Here is a 21365-nt window from a genome sequence, read left to right as displayed (position 1 = left end):
CGAATTTGCCCCAGTATAAGGGGGACTAAGGTGATAAACTAGATAAAAAAGAAAGTATATATGATTTATAGCAAGGGGGGAATCTCCAGAACATTAAAGAATGAAGTTGTTACCGCCGATTTAGCGGTTGTGGGTGGTGGTATGTCTGGCGTGTGCGCTGCGATTACAGCAGCTAGGCAAGGTTTGCGTGTCGTGTTGGTACAGGATCGGTCTGTACTTGGAGGGAATGCCTCCAGTGAGGTTAGGTTGTGGATACTGGGTGCCACTTCCCATATGGGTAACAACAATCGTTGGAGTCGAGAAGGTGGGGTTATTGACGAAATATTGGTTGAAAATGTGTATCGCAATCCGGAGGGTAATGCCGTTATATTGGATATGATTTTACTTGACAAGGTAAAACAAGAACCCAACATCCGATTGTTGCTTAATACCAGTGTCTATGAAGTCCACAAAGAAGCTGGTGAACGGATCAAATCATTAACTGCTTTTTGCAGCCAGAACTCCACACAATATACCCTTGAATCATCTTTATTTTGCGACGCTTCCGGAGATGGTATAATTGGTTTTCTCTCCGGAGCTGCTTTTCGCATGGGGGCTGAAACACGAGAAGAATTTGATGAGGCTATGGCACCAGATACTTCCTATGGTGAGCTTTTGGGCCATACCCTTTATTTCTATACCAAAGATGTCGGAAAATCTGTGTCTTATACTGCCCCAGCTTTTGCCATGGATGTTACCAAAGAAATACCACGGTTCAAAAATTTCAATGCCAAAGAACATGGCTGCAAGTTGTGGTGGGTGGAATATGGGGGGCGTCTAGATACTGTACATGATACCGAAGAGATCAAATGGGAACTTTGGAAAATCATCTATGGTGTGTGGGATTATATCAAAAATTCAGGACAATTTCCTGAAGCCGACACGCTGACATTGGAGTGGGTTGGAATGGTTCCCGGAAAGCGAGAAAGTCGTCGGTTTGAAGGCGATTATATCCTGACACAAAAGGATGTGGTCGAGCAGCGTCAACATCCAGATGCCGTAGCCTATGGAGGCTGGTCCATCGATCTGCATCCTGCGGATGGTGTCTTTAGCGACCGTCAGCCCTGCAACCAATGGCATAGTAAAGGTGTTTTCCATATCCCTTATCGTTGTTTATATAGTCGTAATATCCAAAACCTCTTTTTGGCGGGACGTCTGATCAGCGTATCCCATGTCGCATTTGGTGCGACTCGGGTAATGGCGACATGTGCTTATGTTGCGCAGGCTGTGGCGATAGCGGCAAAACTATGTGTTCAGCACCAACTTGCACCACGAGAAGTTGGTCAATCCTATTATATGACGGAATTGCAAAAAGAACTGCAACGATCTGGTCAGTATATCCCTGGTTTTCATTTGTCTGATAACAGCGATCTTGTACAACAGGCAGAACTCACTTCTTCGAGCAATTTGGACTTTAAAGGATTCTTCAAAGAAAATATTTTGTGGAAAAATCTGGACATTTCCGCAGCACAACTTCTTCCTGTAGTTGCAGGCGCATTGCCTATCTTTCTTTTGGAGATTGAAGCGATGCAGCCAACAATATTGGAAGTCGAGTTGAGAAGTAGTGAAAGGAAAGGTGGTTTTACGCCAGATCAGGAGCTAGGGAAAATTAAAATTAGTGTAAAACCTGGTATTCAGACAGTAACATTGGATTTTGGATTGAAGATATATGAGGATCAATATGTTTTCCTTACGTTTCTCCAAAACAAACATGTGCGATTGGCCTATACCCTGCAGCGAATATCTGGATTGCTTTCTGTTTTTAATGGAGTGAATAAAGCCGTTTCAAATAATGGTAAACAAGTAGCACTGTCGGAATCTGGAGTAGATTCATTTGAATTTTGGACCCCACAACGTCGGCCCGAAGGACATAATCTCGCCATTCAACTATCATCGGGACTGTCCGTCTTTGGGATCGAAAATGTGCGTAATGGGATTGATCGGCCAACAATTCGTCCGAATGCCTGGGTTGCAGCAACGGACGATCAACAGCCAATAATTTCGATTAAATGGAAGCAGAAGCAGCGTATAAGAAGGATCGAAGTTAATTTTGATACCGATTGGGATCACGCGATGGAATCGGTATTAATGACCCATCCTGAGACCGTGATGCCATTTTGTGTTAGGAATTATAGCATTGAAGATGGAAATGGAAAGATTATTTACACGCAGCGGGCAAATTTTCAGACTAGAAATGTGATAGAACTTCCGGAACCTTGTGTTACAGATGAGCTGATTATATCTCTTGAACACCCTTCTCCAGATGTACCAGCAGCCGTTTTCGCTATCAGGTGTTACGCATAGTTTATAATATGATAATATTCAGTAATTTAATAGTCAATACAAGATGATAGATACAGTAGTCATAATCGTTTTTTCAGTATTCATCATGCTGGTTGGGATAAGCTTTTCACGAACTGGAAGAAATTTGAAGTCCTTTTTTGCTGGAGGTGAATCCGTGCCTTGGTTTATAGGGGGAATGTCCCTATTTATGAGTTTTTTTTCAGCAGGTACCTTTGTCGCTTGGGGTTCAATAGCGTATAGTCATGGCTGGGTAGCGATTACCATCCAGTGGACCATGTGTATAGGTGGGCTGATTACAGGGCTTTATCTGGCACCCAAATGGAAGGCCACAGGAAATCTTACAGCGGCGGAGTTTATTAAAGAACGCCTAGGAAGTGCTGTACAGAAGTGTTACATCTATGTCTTCATGATCGTTTCGGTATTTCTCAAGGGCTCCGTGTTATATTCTGTCGCCAAACTTGTTTCCGAATCGCTGGACTATCCCCTGATCCCAGTTACCATTGTGCTGGGCATCTTAATGATTGCCTATACCGCCATCGGCGGTTTGTGGGCCGTAATGGTGACGGATATTCTACAGTTTGTCGTCCTGACAGCAGCTATTGTGATTGTCATTCCATTGGTTTTTCAGGAAGTGGGTGGTGTACAGTCCTTCTTGGACAAAGTGCCAGATGATTTCTTCAATGTTGTAAACGGTGAATATACCTGGGGTTTTATTTTAGCTTTTGCGTTGTATCATATTTTTTATATTGGGGGCAACTGGACATTTGTACAACGGTATACCAGTGTTGATACGCCACGATCAGCTTCCAAGGTCGCTTATTTATTTGCTGCATTGTATATTGCTAGCCCGATTTTGTGGATGATTCCGCCAATGGTTTACAAAGCCATCAATCCGGATTTGACCGGCTTGGCGACAGAAACGGCTTACATCATGGTTTGTAAGCAGGTGCTCCCAGCAGGATTACTTGGATTGATGCTGACGGGAATGTATTTCTCGACTTCGGCATCCGCAAATACGGCCTTAAATGTTGTATCGGCTGTTTTTACAAACGATATCTATAAAGGAACTTTAAATCCACAAGCCTCAGAAAAAAAGCTGATGTTTATTGCTCGCGCATCATCTTGGTTTTTTGGGTTTTTTATGATTATTGTTGCGCTGATCGTGCCACTGATTGGTGGAATAGTCGAGTTCACCCTAAGTATAGGTGCCATTACTGGTGGACCATTATTGGCACCACCGATATGGGCGTTGTTTTCAAAGCGATTGACAGGAAAGGCTACTGTGTATATAACCGCTGTTAGCTTAAGCGTCAATCTGCTGTTTAAGATTATTTTTCCTTTGTTGATAAACTATAAACTTAGCCGAGCCAACGAGATGCTGCTTGGAGTTGTACTGCCCTTCGTTTTGTTGGTTTGTGTCGAACTGTATGCGAAATCACGTGGGAAGATAAGTGCAGAGTACCTCGCACTCAAACAAACTAAAGCGGCACGCAAGGAAGCTGTACAGCAGATTGATATAGAAGAAGAGATGGCACTGAAAAATCAGAATAAATTTGGATTGAAGATGATTGCATTTTCGCTCACCTTTATTGCGTTGTTGCTATATGTACTGTGCTTTTTCTTTGCCGACCGTTCTCCATTAGTTGGTGGAATTGCCACAGTAATACTTATCAGTTCATTGATTCCATGGCGAGCATCTAATCGTGTTATTATCCATTAGGTTTAGCGGTACTGATGGTATATATATTCGTCCTGAAATGGTAACTTGAGAATCAGTTATTGAAAAATGACTAGATTTTTGGTTTTTTTTTTAAGGACAAGTGAGGATTTTAATCGCTGTTTTAATGATTTTAATTATTTTGGCTAGGGTTTTATGTCTAATTTGGGATTAATATATCGATGCTTGGATTAAAGTTAAATTCCTAATTTTTTACTTTTAGATTCAAGTGCATAAATGCAAGCGCGTTGTTTAAAGCCAGCTATTGTGAAATAGCTGGCTTTATGTTTTAATCTGAAAATGGTGAATCTATTTAATCTTAGAAATAAAAATAGATAAAGAAGATCCATCTCTTAATACCAACTTATCTCTTTTAACCGCTTTGTGCCGCTTAAATTAAGGGTGTTGATATGAGAGCCATGACAGCTGAAATCTTCTAGAAATTCCAGACCAACGATATTTACTGACTGAATAGGGTTTTTAAACGCTATAAAAAACTTGAGATTTGGGAATTTTGTTAAATCCAGGTGGTGACTGATCCTGTTTTCATTGATCCATATTTCCTCTAATTGCGGACTACTGTCAAATTTGAATTCCTGAATCTGATTTAGATAAGCATGCACTTTTTTTAAGTCTTTAAGACCGCTGATATCGAGACGTGTCAGTTGGTTGAATCCAAGACTGAGTTCAATTAGCTTTTTCTGGTCTGAAACATCAAGTTCTCGTAAATTATTTTTATGGCAGCTAATGTTAAGTACATTGATACAACCTTTAATATTCATGGATTCCATATGAGTGTCAAATCCATAAATAAATTTTAGGTTTGTCATCCCCGAAAGATCTACATCTTTGATATCGTTTTCATAGAAGCCAAGGTCTTCCACATTGCTGAAACTTTTGATCCCCTCCAACGAAGTGATACCGGCTTTATTTACATATAGTACTTTTACATTTTTTGCTTCAGAAAGCTGGATTTTTCCGTCGCCATTGCTGTCAATTCCCTGAGCGATAAGACTTTTTTTGAAATTGGCATCGGGGATCTTTACCTCTTGGGCAATTGCCGCTGAAAATACGTTAATCAATAAAAGGCAACTGACAAATAATTTGATAGACATGGCAATGATTTTAAAGTGATACATTAAGAATCTGACCTTCCGCCGAGATTTCGATAAAGGACTCCAGTCGTTCTACAGTATTATATAAGTACTGGTATTTTTCCATGATAGGCCTGTCATAAGAAGATAATTGATGTCCATAAACATTAAAACTTCTAATGGTTTCGGTTCCGACCTGTCGCTCCGCTATTCCAGATTTTGTTTCATAGACCAAAGTATTGATATAATATTTTCCCGGATTTAGACCTGTGAACCCAAATGAACCATCCGTGTCAATCCGCGTTAGTATTCGATAACTATAGGCCTCATCTGACATATAGATCTGCTTTTTACCCTTTTTATCTTTTTTCTTCAGTTCATACCATTCATAAAAATAGTTGGTGCAAGGATAAAGCTCTACGACATTGCTCAGGTACTTGGTCTTTCCGGCAATCATACCTTTTAGTGTAGCAGTTCCATTACTTCCGATCATGCGTTTGGCCTGTTCCACGTCAAAAGAAGACTTCGGGAAAACCACTTTCGAATCTTTCTGCGCCCTGAGATAACCCGGCAAAGAAAGTAATACGAGTAGAATAATAAAGGGAGCTTTCATATACATTAATGCTGATTGTCGCGTAATAATTTGTTCGAAATTACATTTTCTTTTTGTGCCCAACGTTCCATCTTATAAGGTGGTCCTTTTTTGTTGAATGAAATTCTTTGTGATCAATTGGCTATTATCACAATGCGCTCGTAATAATCCAAATTGTATGTATTCTGTCGTTAATATGGTCAAATGGACGCGAACTCTTAGCGTTTTTTAACACGATATCCCTTGGATACCAGAGCCGAAACAGTTAAATTGCTGGAAATTTATTGTCAATTAGAATATAAACATAAACAATATGAAAAGAAAAGCGGCATTTCTTTTAGTGCTTTTGGCATCTGCTGCGCTACCGCAAGCAACTTTCGCTAAAGATTCTATAAAGGAGTCAATTGTTCAAGACCAAGAAATTGAAGGAAAAGAGCTGATCGGGCGATGGGATATTGAAGTTGACGTCAATGGTACCCCTGCACCTTCCTGGCTTGAAGTGAAATTATCAGGTTATAAGACTCTAGTAGGCCACTATGTGAGTACTTCGGGGAGTGCAAGACCTGTTTCACAGGTTTTTTATGAAAATGGAAAATTTAAATTTGCGATACCACCACAATGGGAAGGCGGAAAGATGAACTTAAGTGTGGAAGGTGAGATCCAAAATGGAACATTGCAGGGCACGATAACAGAGCCTGATGGAAAAACGCATCGCTTTAAAGGTGTACGTGCACCTGAGTTAAAAAGAACGGCTGCCGTTAAATGGGGGAAACCAATTCAGCTTTTTAATGGAAAGGATCTTTCGGGTTGGAAAGCTACAGGTAAAACAAACCAATGGGTTGTGAAAAATGGGATCCTGACGAGTCCGCAATCGGGTTCTAATCTTGTTTCGGAACAAAAATTTGAAGATTTTAAATTGCATGTTGAGTTTAAAATCCCTGCGGGAAGCAATAGCGGGGTCTATCTGAGAGGACGCTATGAGGTACAGATTGAGGATAGCCCGAAAGATGCGCATCCGAATGCCGTGCTTTTTGCTGGCGTATACGGTTTCCTCGCAGCAAATGAGATGATGAATAAAGGTGCGGGTGAATGGCAGACATTTGATATCACGCTAGTCGGACGTCTGGTGACTGTTGTAGCGAATGGCAAAACAGTGATCAGCAATCAAGAGATTCCGGGGATTACCGGTGGTGCGTTGGATAGTAAGGAAGCCGAACCAGGACCTTTGTATTTCCAAGGAGACCACGGACCTGTTGAGTTCCGTAAGGTCGTGGTTACACCTGCAATGAAGTAATCATAAGATTTATTGAAGAGACTACCCTTGAGGTGGTCTCTTTTTAAACTCCAATGACGACAACCACAATATCCTCATTCTGGTAAGAAGTATAGTACCGGTCTATTGAACCACTTTCTTTATATTCCTGCAATTCCTTAAATATCATTTTCTTTAAGGTGCCTTTTCCCTTTCCGTGAATAAACTTGATTTCGTTCATTTCCCAATAAATGGCTGCATCTAAGTTGGATCTTAGGAAATCAATGGATTCTAACATAAGTTCGTCAGCTGAATAGTCTTCCCAATCTTCAAGGAAAGCATCGGCATGTAGATCAACTATAGCGGGTGGTTTGCGCATGATTCAATATATTTTACAGTGCCGCAAATGTAAAACAAAACAATGACTTAATAGCTGAAGTCAGGGGTGAAATAGACTGCATGTGCAAATTTTTCATGCCATTTTTTTATAATGGCCGCAATTTCATATTCTTCCTCTTCGGCGTGATTAAGCATCAATAGTTCGATGCTGTGAAGTAACTGTTGGTGATCCAGAAAGAGCCCATCATAATCGCGGTAGGCTGAGACAGTTTCCTGGATAAGTTGTAGGCTGTCGTGTCGGGTCAGAATCATTGCATGACGGGAGGAAATACGATCCAATAACCATTCTTTTTTGAAATCAGATGCGATATGCCGATTACATGCTTGGTTAAACAACATTTCGAATTCAACAATCTGGCTTTTTAGACCATGTATAGCGGACTGGAGTTCCTCAAAAGTACTGATGATCCGTTCCTGTGTCTCCATATTTCTTGATATAATAGCCATGATATTTTACTTAAAGTTTATATGGTGCTGGTTCTTAATGTTTTAAATAAAAGCATGTAAGGTATATACAAATAGTTTGGAGAATTGTTTTCCTAGTGATGAATAATAATATCTAATGATGCGTGCAATGCTACGTAACATGAGGTGAACTTTAACTACTTTCTTAAAAAAGAGGAACACTTTCTTAAGAAAAGGGGGGGTACTGGGACTGAAATCGGGTCATCGATCTCTTTCCCTGATCTGTTCGCCTACAATTCCTACTACTTTTTTAGCAGAACCTGATCCTTTCAGAAAAGAACTGATTACTTTTTTGTTCACCCTAATCGCTTCTTTGGGAGCAGTGACTTCTTCTTGAGAGCGTGTGAAAACTTGTCGGATGATTAAAGATGGTTTCGTATAAACTGTGTGTGTTTGTTTGCGGAAGATAGCTTTATCTATTGCAGAATGAGCCTGTTTTACGCTGAGCCAGATTACTTTGCTCGTATTTGCATCCACTTTTTCCCTAACTGTAATCAATAATTGCTGACCTGTAAGCGTTATTACGCTCAAAGTAGACCGTGTTATGTTACTTCTGGTCGGTTTTTCGTAAAGTCTATCCAGTAATTTGCCAGGAGCATCTACATTTCTGAAAAATGTGTCTGCTCACTATAAAGATGTTACGTAACATCAAAACGAAAATAGTTGTTGATTTTCAAGAAGTGATCGCCTAATGCTAGGAAGAAACTACTCTTTTTCGCGCTTTGATTGCCTTCTTTCAATTACTAGTTGCCGATCTTGTACAAGTATCTGGTTCGTAACAAGAAGCATCCCATAATAACTCAGAAGGGGGTGCTTTGCTGTAAATAGTGGCCGGGGTGAAACAAGAAGTATTTTGCTCTATCTAAAAACTGTTTGCAGTTGTCCGTGGATGGATCGGTCCATTGCGGAGTCTGTTTACTTATTGCTTAGAAGAGGATAGTGTGAGCTGAATAGTAATAGGGTGATGCTGCAAAGGGGTGTAACTTTTTCTAAAAGTGTATTGATTCTTTGAAAAAGAAGCTGATCTCCTAAAAGAAGTTGTTGCTAAATTGTTAAAAATAATCACATTTTTCATCAAATTGCTTATTGATTGTCAGCGATAATCTTATTTTTGTTTAAGACCGGTTGCTTTCAGGCAAAGGTTGTTATAAACCGATTATTATGAAGTACGTACGAGCGAAAGGAGGATTTATTCGGATGCGCGATGCCGAAATGTTACTGGCTGTTGAGCGGATTATGACCTGTATGAAAAACAATGCGCTGTTTCCGGCCCCTGTTCCATCCTTAGCCAAGATTAGCGAGGCCCATTCGGATTATCATGATACCATACTTGCCGCCACTAATGGTGGAAAATACTATCGTGCAGCCCGACGGGAAAGTAAAGAGCGTCTGGCAAAATTGATGCAGCAGCTTGTTCACTATGTCAATATACAGTGTGATGGAGATCTGGTTAAACTCTATCAGTCGGGATTCCCTGTTTTATCTGAAAAGAAGGTGGGTAAGACGCCGGATATGCCGACATCCGCTTATTTAAGGGACGGGCGAGTAAGTGGGGAAGTGGCCTTTGGTTTTACCCCAGTAGGAAGAGATATGCTCTATGGTTACTGTTTTGCGACCGGACTGACAGCCGACGGAGAACCATTATGGTGGCCTGAAGAGAAGACCAGCCGTTCTTTTCGAGCCTATAAAAGCGGATTTGAGATAGGCCAGCAGGTTTACTTTCGTGTACGAGCGTACAATAAGCATGGTGAGAGTGACTGGACTGCTGCGGTGTTATTACGGATTAGATAATGTGATATAGCTGTTAATCGGTTCCCATTTTATCAGCTTCTCTAAGGTCGAAATTTCACTTTTTTTTCCGAATTTTCTATTTTTTATTGATTCTATTTTTTCATCAAGGTATCAATGAGCTTGCTACGCTCGGTTTATAGGCCAGAATGAACCTTCGGTCGATTTTCATAGCTGTTGGTACTCGTGAAAGCATGAAAGTTTTATTGGAATAAGTCTATTCCCTGTATATCAGAAAATAGGTAATTTGCTTTTTTTTTGCGTTATTCGCAAAGGATAAAAACAGGTTAAAAATTGAATTTAATGAAGGAGAAAGCAATCGGAAATTATCAATTAGAAATATGTTCCAATTCAGTCGCTTCGGCGATTGAAGCTGAAAAAGGAGGAGCAACACGCATTGAATTTTGTCAAAACTTGGAGAATGGAGGAACTACACCTTCATATGGTCAATTGAAGTTGGTGCGTGAGCTTGTGCATATCGGTATACACGTACTGATTCGGCCACGTGGAGGAGACTTTCTATATACAGAAGAAGAAGTCTTGGAAATGATCGCCGATATTGAACTGTGTAAGGAACTGGGCATGGATGGCGTTGTCATAGGCGTATTGAATGCAGATGGTACCGTGGATAAGATCAATACGAAGCGTTTGGTTGATGCCGCGCGTCCGATGCATGTGACATTTCACCGTGCTTTTGATCGTGTGGAAGATCCTTTTGCTGCATTGGAAGATGTTATAGCTCTGGGTATCGATCGTATACTGACTTCGGGTTTGAGAAATTCAGCTTTATCGGGGGCACCTTTACTGCAACAATTGATCGAGCAGGCAAATGGGCGTATTGTCATTATGCCAGGCGCTGGGGTGGATGCTTCCAATATTCGGACGATATTAGCTGAAACCGGAGCTATCGCTATACACAGTTCGGCAAAAGAAAGCCAACCTTCAAAGATGCAGTTTTCGCAGGATCAGGTCAAGGGAATGGATGAGGCACAGTGGATGAGCTCAAAAGAAAAAGTCCACCAAATGGTAGACTTATTAAAAAGCCTTTAAAGTATAACTTTAAAGGCTGCTAATTTCTTTTTGCTTACTTAGCTAATTGATTTAAGATAGCATCGTTTTTAACGATTTGGTTGTCAGCTTTCATTTTTGATCTAGAACCTAACTCAACGTTAGTTCCTAATTTCAAGAACTGAACTTCAACACGTGAAACAGTTTTATTTCTTCTATCTTTTCTTTTTAAACGTGTAACTCCCATTTTGATAATATTTTTATTGTTTAAATAAAACGAGGTCGGAAGCGGATTCGAACCGCTGTAGGAGGTTTTGCAGACCTCAGCCTAGCCACTCGGCCATCCGACCCTATTTTTTTCCTTTGAAGGTCTGCAAAAATAAAACTTATAATTGGAATTAAGAAATCTTTGTGATAAAACTTTTCTGTTTTTGGACATTATTCTGAAAACCAAGCTGGTAGTTTTTAATACAGGTATCACTTTAGATTTAGGATCACCTTGTCTATCGTAAGTGGAGAAGTTGAAAAAGTTGAAGTTTATTCGACCTACTGTATCTTTTAGAGGACATTCAAAAAAAATCTGGCGTGAGTTTTTTCTTTTGTTTTGAAGTGGATATGAATAGTTTATGGATTTTGGAATAGATATTGCAAATAAGACTGTCAGAAATCTCATACAAGAAATATATGGGAGGAAATGATAAAAAAGAACAAAGTAAATTAAATTAGGAAACATGAAAAAACTATTATTATCTGCGGCAATTTTATTTGGTTCATTAGGAGCTTTTGCACAAGGTGGATTGGGATACGGCCTACGTGCGGGTGTAAATATTCCTAAATATTCAATGGAAAATGGAAGTTCTGAATCGAATACAGGTTTTTTTGTAACAGGTTATTTAGACGCACCTGTGTCACCATATTTCTCTATTCAACCGGGATTGTCTTTGCAAAATAAAGGAGGTAAATGGTCTGAAACTAACAATAACAATAGTATTGCTGTAAAACAAAGTATTATGTCTTTGGATATTCCCGTGAATTTAGTTGCTAAGTTGCCTACTGGTGGGTCCGGTAATTTCTTTATTGGTGCAGGTCCTTATGTAGGGTTCGCTCTTAGTGGAAAAAACAAGTTTGAAGGTAATTTAGGTGATTCTGGTCTTAAGACTGAGGAAGATGTAAAATTTGGTAGCGGAGATGGAGATGAATTAAAACGTACTGATTTTGGTGTAAACTTCTTGGCAGGTTATCAATTAACCAATGGTTTTCAGATTAATGCTGGTTATGGTTTAGGATTGACAAATCTTGCTCCGAATTCTAATTTTACAACCAAAAACCGAGTTTGGTCTATAGGCATCGGTTTTGGACTATAAGAAATATAAGTACTTAAACTTATTATGAGGAGAAAGTCCCTGCAATTTGTAGGGACTTTTTTATTGGGTTAAAATTATGTGCGCCAAATTTGTTATTTTTATTCAAAAGTATACTACATGAAAAGATTTCTCTCTTTACCATTCTATGTTAAATTAGCCTGCGTATTAATTAGTATCCTTCTTTTAGGCTATTTGGCGAAGATCGGTGACACGATACTTATCCCTATGATCTTAGGGCTTCTATTTGCTTTGCTGTTGATTCCGTTGAGCAATTTTATGGAGAAGAAGTTGCGTTTTCCCCGAACATTGGCCGGAATACTGAGCGTGATTCTGTTTTTTGGTGTTCTGGGTTATGGCCTCTTTTTGCTGGCCTCGCAGCTGACGCTGCTCAAAGAGGACTTTCCTGCTTTTAAACATCAGATTATGGATGGCGTGGATAAGCTGCAGACTTGGGTTAGCCAGCAGTTTGGTATACAGCACAAAGATCAGATCGACTTTATTAATAAAACAGCTTCGAAATCTGTTGATTCAGGAACACTGTTTCTCGGTACATTTATCATGTCCTTGTCTTCTATTTTTATCCTGTTTGTCTTCACATTCCTGTATACATTCTTTTTGTTGATCTACAGAGGGCATATTGTTAAATTCCTGCTGTTTGCCAACCGTGTCGACGATCGTCCGATTGTGTTGGACGTGGTTAATCAGATTCAATATGTTGTCAAAAAATACCTAATTGGCCTGTTAATCCAGATGAGTTTGGTTTCCCTTTTGGTCTTTGTTACATTATCCCTGATCGGTGTCAAGTATAGCCTCTTGCTGGCTTTAATTACGGGGGTGTTCAACGTACTACCTTATGTGGGTATTTTCTCGTCAATGCTTATTATCGCTATTCTTACCTTCGCTACATCATCATTTACACATGTTGTACTGGTCATCTTAGCTTTGATTATTGTGCATATGATTGATAGCAACTTTATCGTCCCCAAAATTGTAGGATCAAAGGTCAAGGTCAATTCGCTATTTGCCATGCTATCTATTATTATCGGTGAGATGGTTTGGGGTATTTCGGGTATGTTTTTAGCTATTCCTATTTTGGCAATTGTTAAGATCGTCATGGACCGTATCAAAGAACTTAAGCCTTGGGGATTTTTATTAGGGGAGGAGAACAGTAAAGATGAGGTCTACAAAGATCTATTCGATTCTTTAAATCCTATCGAGAAGAAGTTTATTGAAAATGAGGCGAAGGAGTAGTTTTACTAATATCTCTAACCCGGTTGTTTGATTGTTACACTATTTTGGATATTTTCCTATATTAATTAAAGCAAGCAAATAGTGCTGGTTCAGATTGGTTGATAATGACAAACAGGAGACTCCTTTTTTGATCTCCCGTTTGCCCTTAACTTTTTAATCCCTAAAATGTGGGGGTAAATTCTTTTAGATAGTTTGGTTACTGAACTCTTCTTGGTTCAATACCAATTGTATACATCCCCGAGCTATATTCTCTAGTTGTATAGGACGATCCATCAAAAGCCGTTGCAATCTTATCTGCAAAATTGACAATCACATCGCCTAATTGGTCACTTTGTTTAGTGACTTTATAAGATACTGTAGATGTTTTATCTTCTTCTAAGCTTGCCCCGAATTTTAATCCAATTTTAGCTTTTTCATTTCCTAAAGAAGCATCAATTCCAAAATTGGTAGCGAATTTAACTACGCGGGTTTCAGATCTGCTTTCTTCTGCTGTGTCGTCGACCTCCTCTACGATTATCTTAATGGTTGACGCATATTCGGCAAGGTCCCAGTTAAATATAGGAATATTGAGAGGTACTTTTTTTGGAGAGATGGATTCGAGTTCCCAAACCCCACTACCGACAATGATCGGCCCTACTTTGACTCCAGTCTTTTTGTATTTTGCATCATATAAATTTTGAGCTTCCACAGTAAAGTATTTATCTAAACTGGGGCCAGCTCCATTTTTTGAGTTAACTAAAATATTTACTTTAAATCTAAAAGCGTCTCCGATCCACGGGATTCTAGGCAAATTTCCTTTTACACTTGGATCATAGTATTTTGGATTATTAATAGGATCTCCATCTTGATCCGAAATAAATCCCAAACTATTAGCGTCGTTCATACTAAAAGATGTTATATGTTCTTGGTAGTCATAATTAAATTTCCCTTTTGGTTGCCCGGGAGTAATGTCATAATATATATAATCTCGTTGCCACCCATCGGCGTTTTTATAGGTATCATAAGCTTGTTTGATTTTAGAATCAATAGCAGATGCATTTATCGTTGATGCTCTAAGTTTTGATGAAGATTTTTGATTCTTGTCGTTTAAACCATTGAATGCTTCATCTAAAAATTCGAAGGTATATAAGCTGCCTTTTAACAAATGTTTATTTGATTCTTTTTCTTCGCTGCCATTAGAAGCGGAAGCCTTAGTTGAATTAGCTGCGCCTGAGCTTACTTTTACTACTTCGTTCTCTTTTATAACGACTACTGGAAATGAAGGGGTATATTTTGCTTCTAAAATATATTCTTCACCCTTCTCATTCACAATAGGAACATTGGCTGTTGTATTCAATGTATAGGCCACTTGAGGAATTTCTGTTTGCGTGTCCCACTTTTCAGCAGAAAAACTATTCATTGGCAGCTTAGGGACAAAAATTGTAAGCGTTGGATATAGGCGATCCAATTCATTTAAATTTTCTTTCTTTTCGTATTGTTCTGCAATGATATCTTTAAATTTCTTATCACCGATCACTTCATCTTTCACCATTTGATAAAGAACATCATAATCTTGGTCAAATTTTTTAAGAGCCTCATTTTTTATAAATGCCCTTAATTCCGAGTTGGAAGCTAAAGCTTTAGCAAGAGCTTTAGAAAACTCTTGTTTGTAAACCGATTTCGCATCTAGCAGATTCTGCTCGGCTTGCTGTTGCTTGCTCTCAGAAGAGAGGTTGTCCTTCTTACAGGCTATAGTGCTGGAAAGTAAAATAGCTGATAATAAAATTTTTCTCATTATTAAATTGAATTTAGTTTAATTGTTTCGTAAACATAAATATTTTGTTTTTAATTTGTTGTATTAAGTTTATTTTAATGACAATTTAACTTGATTTTTCGATAGTAATTTGTCGAAGCAATTAGACTTGCGCTGTCATTTATGAGGATGATGTAAAAAAAGAGTCAAATAGAGCTAGGTTGGGAGTAGCTCCTTCTTTTTAAACAAATGGATTTTATCGGTTCAACTCTGGATCTATAAGACTATTAGTATTTTTATTCACCATTAGCAGCAGGGAATTCGGCGTATTGGTTCATCTTAATAATACGAGGAGAATAAGTCTAAATCACTTCGATGTTTCATGGGAAGCTTCAGTTGGTCGTAATGTTTATTGGGTACTAAATTAAGACCATATTATTACCAAGTTTGCCCTGTAAGTAGGTTGACTGCACAGTGAGTCCACGTTAAGTCCTCCTTTTAATTTGCTTTCACTGTTTTCACATGTTTTTTACAAGTCGTGAGCAGGGCGAAGTTAGCCATAACTTGTCCATAAGCTTATTACAATAAAGGGGCTTGAAAATTGCAAGATTTGCAGTTGGAATTTGCGTTAACTCGCATTACGAAGAAAACAACAAGATGGTGGCTGATCTGATTTTGCGATATACTTCTAGGTATTGGAAGAAATGATAAAAGAAGTATCAAGGACTGGAAAGTTGCTGCCAAAGGAAGCTTTAGCAACGAAAACTACCAGGAATGTAGGCCATAAATTTAATTAAAAGAAGCTATATATGATATACGATCTAAAACTAGATCTTAGTCTATTTTTTTCTTTAGTTGTATTTCAGTAAATTATACGCTATTTTAGTTCTATATTTAATTTGTTTTTTATGAAAAGAAAATTACTATCAATCGCTGCAGCATTGTGTTTTATTGCTGGAGCCAAAGCACAGACTTCTTATGGGATTAAAGCGGGCCTTAACTTTCCGAAATATACATTTTCTGGAGATGGTGGATCTATAAGCAGCGATGCTTCAACTAGTTTCTATGTAACGGGGTTTGTTGATGCACCAATTGCAAACAATTTCTCAATTCAACCAGGGCTTTCTTTGCAAGGTAAGGGGGGAAAATCACAAGGTGAGAAAACAGATTTAATGTATTTGGAAATACCTGTTAATTTTGTTTATTATGTCCCTGCGGGCTCAGGAAATTTATTTTTGGGAGCTGGCCCATATGCGGGATATGCTTTAAGTGGAAAAGCGAAAGCGAACGGAGTCTCGGTCGATATCGAATTTGGAGACAACGGAATGAAACGATTTGATGCAGGACTTAATTTTTTAGGAGGTTATAAGTTATCAAATGGCTTCTTAATAAATGGAGGATATGGTTTGGGATTAGTAGACCTAGCTGGGTTAGACGGAGCGTCCTTAAAAAATCGCGTGTTCTCAGTAGGTGTTGGATACCAGTTTTAAGCAAAAAGTATAACAAACGAAAAAAGGGCTTTTCTTACGAAAGGCCCTTTTTGTTTTCAGTGACTGAAATCTATCACACTTTGATTTCTACTTCAACACCTGAAGGTAATTCAAGTTTCATCAATGCGTCAACAGTTTTAGCGTTTGATGAATAGATATCCAACAATCTTTTGTAAGCACACAATTGGAATTGCTCACGTGCTTTTTTGTTAACGTGTGGTGAACGTAATACCGTGTAGATTTTTTTCTCAGTAGGCAATGGAATAGGACCACTAACAACTGCACCTGTAGGTTTTACTGTTTTTACGATTTTTTCAGCTGACTTGTCAACCAAATTGTAATCGTAAGATTTCAATTTAATTCTGATTCTTTGGCTCATTTTTATTTATTTAAAATGATTGCTAATTAGAGCTATTCACAACTAGCAATCGGTGTGTATTTTTGATTAAGGAACAAAGATAAAAGATAATATCCTTCAATCTTTGTTCCTTTATTCTTGAGTTCTATTATTCAACAGAACCTTTGATTTTACCTTTTGATTTTGCGATTACTTCTTCAGCAACGTTACGAGGAGCTTCTTCGAAGTGATCAAATTCCATTGTAGATGTTGCACGACCTGAAGTGATTGTACGTAATTGGGTTACGTAACCGAACATTTCAGAAAGTGGAACCAATGCTTTGATTACTTGTGCACCGTTACGTGAATCCAAACCTTGCATTTGACCACGACGACGGTTTAAGTCACCCATTACATCACCCATGTTTTCTTCTGGTGTTAAAACCTCTATTTTCATAATTGGTTCCATTAACACTGGAGAACATTTAGGCAATCCTTCACGGTATGCTTGACGAGCAGCTAATTCGAAAGACAATGAATCTGAATCGACAGCGTGGAATGAACCATCAATCAAACGAACTTTCATTCCTGATAATGGGAATCCTGCTAATACACCATTTTTCATTGAAGTTTCAAATCCTTTTTGAACAGAAGGGATAAATTCTTTAGGGATTTTACCACCAACGATTTCATTTACGAATTGAAGAGGTGATTTTGTTAAATCGAAATCTTCGTCCGCTGGAGAGATAACAACTTTGATATCCGCGAATTTACCACGACCACCTGATTGTTTTTTGAATACCTCACGGTGCTCAGTTGTACCGTTGATAGACTCTTTGTATGATACTTGAGGAGCACCTTGGTTAACCTCAACTTTGAATTCACGTTTCAAACGGTCGATCAAGATCTCTAAGTGAAGCTCACCCATACCAGAGATAACTGTTTGACCAGTTTCTTCGTCAGTTTTAACAACGAATGTAGGATCTTCTTCAGCTAATTTACCAAGACCAATACCTAATCTATCTACGTCAGCTTGAGTTTTAGGCTCAATCGCTAAACCGATTACCGGCTCAGGGAAAGTCATAGACTCTAATACGATAGGTGCTTTTTCGTCACAAAGTGTATCACCAGTTTTGATGTCTTTGAAACCAACAACCGCACCGATATCACCAGCTTCGATGAAAGGAATAGGGTTTTGCTTGTTCGCGTGCATTTGGAAGATACGAGAGATACGCTCTTTGTTACCTGAACGTGTGTTCAATACATAAGAACCTGCATCTAACTTACCAGAGTAAGCACGGATGAAACATAAACGACCTACGAATGGGTCAGTCGCAATTTTAAAACCTAAAGCTGCGAAAGGCTCGTTTACAGATGGTTTACGTGTGATCTCTTCACCAGTATCAGGGTTAGTACCTTTTACAGCCTCAATATCAAGAGGTGAAGGCAATAATTCCATTACTAGATCCAACATGGTTTGAACACCTTTGTTTTTGAAAGATGAACCACATACCATAGGAACGATCGCATTATCTAATACCGCTTTACGTAAAGCATCTAAGATTTCGCGCTCAGTCAATGAATTTGGATCTTCGAAGAATTTCTCCATCAAAGTCTCATCATAACCAGCTACTGCTTCTAATAATTTCTCACGGTATTCAGCAACTTCATCCACCATATCTGCAGGAATAGGAACCTCTGTAAAGGTCATCCCTTTATCATGCTCATTCCATACGATACCACGGTTGTTAATTAAATCAACAACACCAGTGAACGTGTCTTCAGCGCCGATAGGTAATTGTAATGCTACAGCATCAGAACCTAACATTGATTTTACTTGACCAACAACTTTCAAGAAGTCAGCTCCTGAACGGTCCATTTTATTAACGAAACCGATACGTGGAACAGCATAGTTATCTGCCAATCTCCAGTTAGTCTCAGATTGAGGCTCAACACCATCAACCGCAGAGAATAAGAATACTAATCCGTCTAATACACGTAATGAACGGTTTACCTCAACCGTGAAATCCACGTGTCCAGGAGTATCGATTACGTTTACTTGGTATTTATTACCACGGTATTGCCAGAAAACTGTAGTAGCAGCAGAAGTGATTGTAATCCCGCGCTCAGCCTCTTGCTCCATCCAGTCCATTGTTGAAGCACCTTCGTGAACTTCACCCAATTTATGGTTTACACCTGAGTAGTAAAGGATACGCTCAGTTGTTGTAGTTTTACCAGCATCGATGTGAGCAGCGATACCGATATTTCTAGTGAATTTTAAATCTCTTGCCATAATATTTTTAAGCAGCTGGCCTTATGGGCCTTATGTGTTTAAATGTAATGTTAAATAAGTACACCGACCTTGATAAAAGATTGTTCGTTTATCTGAGGTCGGTGTAATCATATTTTTTTGAATGTCTTCAAAATTAGAATCTGAAGTGTGAGAACGCTTTGTTAGCTTCCGCCATTTTGTGCGTATCTTCTTTCTTCTTAACAGCAGCACCTTCACCTTTAGAAGCTGAAATGATTTCTCCTGCTAATTTTTCAAACATTGTTTTTTCACCACGTTTGCGAGCGTATGAAATTAACCATTTCATACCCAAAGCGATTTTACGGTCTGGACGAACTTCCATAGGAACTTGGAAGTTAGCACCACCTACACGACGTGATTTAACTTCAACAGCAGGCATAACGTTGTTCAAAGCTTTTTTCCAAGCTTCTAAACCGCTTTCTTGTGTTTTTTGTTCTACTAATTCTACTGCATCGTAAAAAATAGAATAAGCGATAGATTTTTTACCATCTACCATCATATTGTTTACGAAACGTGTTACCTGAACGTCGTTAAACTTTGGATCAGGTAAAATGATTCTCTTTTTCGGTTTTGATTTTCTCATTTTTCTTTCCTCCGTTTAATTATTTCTTTTTACCTTTTGTTGGAGCTGCAGCTGCTTGTCCTGGTTTAGGACGCTTAGTTCCGTATTTAGAACGACGTTGGTTACGACCTGCTACACCTGAAGTATCTAATGCACCACGGATGATGTGGTAACGCACACCTGGTAAATCCTTAACACGACCACCACGGATCAATACGATCGAGTGCTCTTGTAAGTTGTGACCTTCTCCAGGGATGTAAGCGTTGACCTCTTTACCGTTTGTTAAACGTACACGAGCTACTTTACGCATTGCTGAGTTTGGTTTTTTAGGGGTAGTAGTATATACACGTGTACATACACCTCTTCGCTGTGGACATGAGTCCAACGCTGGTGACTTACTCTTATCAACCAGAGCTACTCTACCTTTTCTAACTAATTGTTGAATAGTAGGCATTTACCTGTTTTTGTTTATAAATTTGATACCTAAATTATTTTAAGTTCGCAAAGATACTGATTTCGTTTTGAATATTAAATAGTTAGTATATAAAATTTAGATTATTTTTTCGAAATGGAAACTCTCTTTTCCCTGAAGCGAAGCCATTTCCCCACATGGGTTGACAAGTTCGCGCTCCTTCTTCTGTATATTGTCCATGGTCTAGATGATTTAGTCGGGTGGAATTTTCATTTACTCACCTGCCGAAAGCACTTCGCCACCCGTCCAAGACTCTTAGACAGTTGGGAGAAGTGATATTTTACTCGGGTACATGACACCGACAGGACGCAAAATCACGTTGTTAAGCCGGGTAATATGCCCGTTGATTTTCCTTTGCGCTTGTCATACCGACCTGCAGATCTTTCAACAGGGGGCTTTGTTGCTATTCCGTATGGAGATTAATTGAACAGCAAGCCTGTTTATTTGTTTGCTTCGTCCTTAATCGGATTTGCCCGCGGACTTTTTTTAATTGGTGCGCAATAAAAAAGGAACATAACGAGAAATTCAGTTAAGTCGCTCTATTATTGTTCGGTAGCTATGGGTAGGATGCGAATTCTTGAAATGGACTATCTACTGGTTTCTGAGTATATTGTCTATTCTGCATGTTGTTGCGTTCTTTTGGCAAGACATTTGTTAAAAACGAAGATATAATTTTTTAGTAAAAACAAATTAAAGTATTCAAATTATGAAAATGAAATTAATGTATGCAGTAGTATTGGCGCTGGTAGCGTTCGCTTTCGTGGGATGTTCTAAAGATGATGATAATCAACCTCAGACAGGTGGAAGCATCGATGCAGCAGTGGGAACGTATAAAGGAAGTTTGGATATCGTAGGAGTTGGTGAGAAGTTTAATAAGACCATTAAAGTAACCAAAGTGGGTGATAATCGTATTAAAGTTGAGGTGGAAGATAGTTCATTGAAACTGCCTTCTCGTGAATTTAGCGTAACAAATAGTGCGGATTATTCGATACAATCAGCAGCTACCGAACCCGGAGCAATGTTTTTGTACGAGATTAAAAACAAGACTGTTAGCTATTTATCTAAGCCGTTAGCTGAGGGTGAAACAACTTTTAAATTTGATGGAACCAAACAATAAGCTTCTTCAATACAACACATAAAAAAAACGTATCAGTAACGCTGATACGTTTTTTTTATGTCTAACTAGAT

General features: G+C 38.8%; 20 protein-coding genes and 1 tRNA gene. 9 read left to right on the top strand and 12 right to left on the bottom strand.

Annotated elements, in window-relative coordinates; all coding sequences use genetic code 11:
• Nucleotides 1-60 precede the first annotated feature (60 nt).
• A complete protein-coding gene (locus DFQ12_RS27220; protein ID WP_120262159.1) occupies nucleotides 61-2343 on the top strand; it encodes an FAD-dependent oxidoreductase in 2283 nt (760 codons plus the stop codon).
• A gap of 43 nt (nucleotides 2344-2386) precedes the next feature.
• Nucleotides 2387-4063 carry a sodium:solute symporter family protein gene (locus tag DFQ12_RS27215; RefSeq protein ID WP_120262158.1) on the top strand — a complete coding sequence of 559 codons (1677 nt, stop codon included), beginning with the start codon at nucleotides 2387-2389 and terminating at the stop codon, nucleotides 4061-4063.
• 350 nt (nucleotides 4064-4413) lie between these two features.
• Here the strand turns inward: DFQ12_RS27215 and DFQ12_RS27210 are convergent, their stop codons facing one another.
• The gene (locus tag DFQ12_RS27210) at nucleotides 4414-5175 is read right to left on the bottom strand and encodes a leucine-rich repeat domain-containing protein (RefSeq protein ID WP_147420494.1); all 762 of its coding nucleotides are present in this window, start codon (nucleotides 5173-5175) and stop codon (nucleotides 4414-4416) included.
• A 10-nt stretch (nucleotides 5176-5185) separates the two neighbouring features.
• Nucleotides 5186-5767 carry a hypothetical protein gene (locus DFQ12_RS27205; RefSeq protein ID WP_147420493.1) on the bottom strand — a complete coding sequence of 194 codons (582 nt, stop codon included), beginning with the start codon at nucleotides 5765-5767 and terminating at the stop codon, nucleotides 5186-5188.
• A 292-nt stretch (nucleotides 5768-6059) separates the two neighbouring features.
• On the opposite strand from DFQ12_RS27205, the gene DFQ12_RS27200 reads away from it, so the two are divergent.
• A complete protein-coding gene (locus DFQ12_RS27200; RefSeq protein WP_120262155.1) occupies nucleotides 6060-7040 on the top strand; it encodes a 3-keto-disaccharide hydrolase in 981 nt (326 codons plus the stop codon).
• A 43-nt stretch (nucleotides 7041-7083) separates the two neighbouring features.
• Here DFQ12_RS27200 and DFQ12_RS27195 read toward each other — a convergent pair whose 3' ends face one another.
• The 3 genes from DFQ12_RS27195 to DFQ12_RS27185 form a co-directional block, all read right to left on the bottom strand.
• Nucleotides 7084-7377, bottom strand: coding sequence for a Smr/MutS family protein (locus DFQ12_RS27195; protein ID WP_120262154.1), 294 nt, complete (start codon nucleotides 7375-7377; stop codon nucleotides 7084-7086).
• A gap of 47 nt (nucleotides 7378-7424) precedes the next feature.
• The gene (locus tag DFQ12_RS27190; protein WP_147420492.1) at nucleotides 7425-7844 is read right to left on the bottom strand and encodes a hypothetical protein; all 420 of its coding nucleotides are present in this window, start codon (nucleotides 7842-7844) and stop codon (nucleotides 7425-7427) included.
• Nucleotides 7845-8063: 219 nt separating this feature from the next.
• Nucleotides 8064-8393 carry a hypothetical protein gene (locus tag DFQ12_RS27185; RefSeq protein ID WP_147420491.1) on the bottom strand — a complete coding sequence of 110 codons (330 nt, stop codon included), beginning with the start codon at nucleotides 8391-8393 and terminating at the stop codon, nucleotides 8064-8066.
• A 630-nt stretch (nucleotides 8394-9023) separates the two neighbouring features.
• Between DFQ12_RS27185 and DFQ12_RS27180 the strand changes: the two genes are divergently transcribed.
• Nucleotides 9024-9653: a hypothetical protein gene (locus DFQ12_RS27180; protein WP_147420490.1), complete on the top strand. Its 630-nt coding sequence runs from the start codon at nucleotides 9024-9026 to the stop codon at nucleotides 9651-9653.
• A 300-nt stretch (nucleotides 9654-9953) separates the two neighbouring features.
• Complete coding sequence (locus DFQ12_RS27175; protein ID WP_120262150.1) at nucleotides 9954-10700, top strand: copper homeostasis protein CutC; 747 nt, start codon at nucleotides 9954-9956, stop codon at nucleotides 10698-10700.
• 34 nt (nucleotides 10701-10734) lie between these two features.
• On the opposite strand, the gene DFQ12_RS27170 is transcribed toward DFQ12_RS27175, so the two are convergent.
• Both DFQ12_RS27170 and DFQ12_RS27165 read right to left on the bottom strand, forming a co-directional pair.
• Entirely contained in the window at nucleotides 10735-10905 is a 171-nt protein-coding gene (locus DFQ12_RS27170; RefSeq protein ID WP_120262149.1) for a spore protein, read from the bottom strand.
• 32 nt (nucleotides 10906-10937) lie between these two features.
• Nucleotides 10938-11008 (bottom strand) — tRNA-Cys (locus DFQ12_RS27165).
• A 381-nt stretch (nucleotides 11009-11389) separates the two neighbouring features.
• On the opposite strand from DFQ12_RS27165, the gene DFQ12_RS27160 reads away from it, so the two are divergent.
• Together DFQ12_RS27160 and DFQ12_RS27155 are read left to right on the top strand one after the other, a co-directional pair.
• Nucleotides 11390-12022, top strand: a complete 633-nt coding sequence (locus DFQ12_RS27160) for a porin family protein (protein WP_120262148.1) — start codon at nucleotides 11390-11392, stop codon at nucleotides 12020-12022.
• Nucleotides 12023-12139: 117 nt separating this feature from the next.
• On the top strand, nucleotides 12140-13273 hold the full coding sequence (locus DFQ12_RS27155) for an AI-2E family transporter (protein WP_120262147.1): 1134 nt from the start codon (nucleotides 12140-12142) through the stop codon (nucleotides 13271-13273).
• A gap of 196 nt (nucleotides 13274-13469) precedes the next feature.
• Here the strand turns inward: DFQ12_RS27155 and DFQ12_RS27150 are convergent, their stop codons facing one another.
• Nucleotides 13470-15047 (bottom strand): hypothetical protein, encoded by a 1578-nt coding sequence (locus tag DFQ12_RS27150; RefSeq protein WP_120262146.1) that lies wholly within the window; start codon nucleotides 15045-15047, stop codon nucleotides 13470-13472.
• Nucleotides 15048-15913: 866 nt separating this feature from the next.
• Between DFQ12_RS27150 and DFQ12_RS27145 the strand changes: the two genes are divergently transcribed.
• On the top strand, nucleotides 15914-16495 hold the full coding sequence (locus tag DFQ12_RS27145) for a porin family protein (protein ID WP_120262145.1): 582 nt from the start codon (nucleotides 15914-15916) through the stop codon (nucleotides 16493-16495).
• A gap of 73 nt (nucleotides 16496-16568) precedes the next feature.
• Here DFQ12_RS27145 and rpsJ read toward each other — a convergent pair whose 3' ends face one another.
• From rpsJ to rpsL, 4 genes are all read right to left on the bottom strand, one after another.
• Nucleotides 16569-16874 (bottom strand): 30S ribosomal protein S10, encoded by a 306-nt coding sequence (gene rpsJ / locus DFQ12_RS27140; protein ID WP_028070501.1) that lies wholly within the window; start codon nucleotides 16872-16874, stop codon nucleotides 16569-16571.
• Nucleotides 16875-17001: 127 nt separating this feature from the next.
• Nucleotides 17002-19125, bottom strand: a complete 2124-nt coding sequence (fusA, locus tag DFQ12_RS27135; RefSeq protein WP_120262144.1) for an elongation factor G — start codon at nucleotides 19123-19125, stop codon at nucleotides 17002-17004.
• Between the two features lie 133 nt (nucleotides 19126-19258).
• The gene (gene rpsG, locus DFQ12_RS27130; RefSeq protein ID WP_046671863.1) at nucleotides 19259-19726 is read right to left on the bottom strand and encodes a 30S ribosomal protein S7; all 468 of its coding nucleotides are present in this window, start codon (nucleotides 19724-19726) and stop codon (nucleotides 19259-19261) included.
• Nucleotides 19727-19745: 19 nt separating this feature from the next.
• Nucleotides 19746-20159 carry a 30S ribosomal protein S12 gene (rpsL, locus tag DFQ12_RS27125; RefSeq protein WP_100340149.1) on the bottom strand — a complete coding sequence of 138 codons (414 nt, stop codon included), beginning with the start codon at nucleotides 20157-20159 and terminating at the stop codon, nucleotides 19746-19748.
• A gap of 724 nt (nucleotides 20160-20883) precedes the next feature.
• Here rpsL and DFQ12_RS27120 point away from each other — a divergent pair.
• Complete coding sequence (locus DFQ12_RS27120; RefSeq protein ID WP_120262143.1) at nucleotides 20884-21294, top strand: hypothetical protein; 411 nt, start codon at nucleotides 20884-20886, stop codon at nucleotides 21292-21294.
• Nucleotides 21295-21365 lie beyond the last annotated feature (71 nt).

The sequence above is a fragment of the Sphingobacterium detergens genome, from assembly GCF_003610355.1.
Taxonomy (GTDB): Bacteria; Bacteroidota; Bacteroidia; order Sphingobacteriales; family Sphingobacteriaceae; genus Sphingobacterium; species Sphingobacterium detergens.
Note: the sequence above shows the minus strand (reverse complement) of the source record. Positions and strands in the feature narration are given on the sequence as shown.

Excerpts from the sequence above, each read along its gene's own strand:
- DFQ12_RS27220 (WP_120262159.1), top strand. The coding sequence starts at position 61 with ATGATTTATAGCAAGGGGGGAATCTCCAGAACATTAAAGAATGAAGTT.
- DFQ12_RS27215 (WP_120262158.1), top strand. The coding sequence starts at position 2,387 with ATGATAGATACAGTAGTCATAATCGTTTTTTCAGTATTCATCATGCTG.
- DFQ12_RS27210 (WP_147420494.1), bottom strand. The coding sequence starts at position 5,175 with ATGTCTATCAAATTATTTGTCAGTTGCCTTTTATTGATTAACGTATTT.
- DFQ12_RS27205 (WP_147420493.1), bottom strand. The coding sequence starts at position 5,767 with ATGAAAGCTCCCTTTATTATTCTACTCGTATTACTTTCTTTGCCGGGT.
- DFQ12_RS27200 (WP_120262155.1), top strand. The coding sequence starts at position 6,060 with ATGAAAAGAAAAGCGGCATTTCTTTTAGTGCTTTTGGCATCTGCTGCG.
- DFQ12_RS27195 (WP_120262154.1), bottom strand. The coding sequence starts at position 7,377 with ATGCGCAAACCACCCGCTATAGTTGATCTACATGCCGATGCTTTCCTT.
- DFQ12_RS27190 (WP_147420492.1), bottom strand. The coding sequence starts at position 7,844 with ATGGCTATTATATCAAGAAATATGGAGACACAGGAACGGATCATCAGT.
- DFQ12_RS27180 (WP_147420490.1), top strand. The coding sequence starts at position 9,024 with ATGAAGTACGTACGAGCGAAAGGAGGATTTATTCGGATGCGCGATGCC.
- DFQ12_RS27175 (WP_120262150.1), top strand. The coding sequence starts at position 9,954 with ATGAAGGAGAAAGCAATCGGAAATTATCAATTAGAAATATGTTCCAAT.
- DFQ12_RS27170 (WP_120262149.1), bottom strand. The coding sequence starts at position 10,905 with ATGGGAGTTACACGTTTAAAAAGAAAAGATAGAAGAAATAAAACTGTT.
- DFQ12_RS27160 (WP_120262148.1), top strand. The coding sequence starts at position 11,390 with ATGAAAAAACTATTATTATCTGCGGCAATTTTATTTGGTTCATTAGGA.
- DFQ12_RS27155 (WP_120262147.1), top strand. The coding sequence starts at position 12,140 with ATGAAAAGATTTCTCTCTTTACCATTCTATGTTAAATTAGCCTGCGTA.
- DFQ12_RS27150 (WP_120262146.1), bottom strand. The coding sequence starts at position 15,047 with ATGAGAAAAATTTTATTATCAGCTATTTTACTTTCCAGCACTATAGCC.
- DFQ12_RS27145 (WP_120262145.1), top strand. The coding sequence starts at position 15,914 with ATGAAAAGAAAATTACTATCAATCGCTGCAGCATTGTGTTTTATTGCT.
- rpsJ (WP_028070501.1), bottom strand. The coding sequence starts at position 16,874 with ATGAGCCAAAGAATCAGAATTAAATTGAAATCTTACGATTACAATTTG.
- fusA (WP_120262144.1), bottom strand. The coding sequence starts at position 19,125 with ATGGCAAGAGATTTAAAATTCACTAGAAATATCGGTATCGCTGCTCAC.
- rpsG (WP_046671863.1), bottom strand. The coding sequence starts at position 19,726 with ATGAGAAAATCAAAACCGAAAAAGAGAATCATTTTACCTGATCCAAAG.
- rpsL (WP_100340149.1), bottom strand. The coding sequence starts at position 20,159 with ATGCCTACTATTCAACAATTAGTTAGAAAAGGTAGAGTAGCTCTGGTT.
- DFQ12_RS27120 (WP_120262143.1), top strand. The coding sequence starts at position 20,884 with ATGAAAATGAAATTAATGTATGCAGTAGTATTGGCGCTGGTAGCGTTC.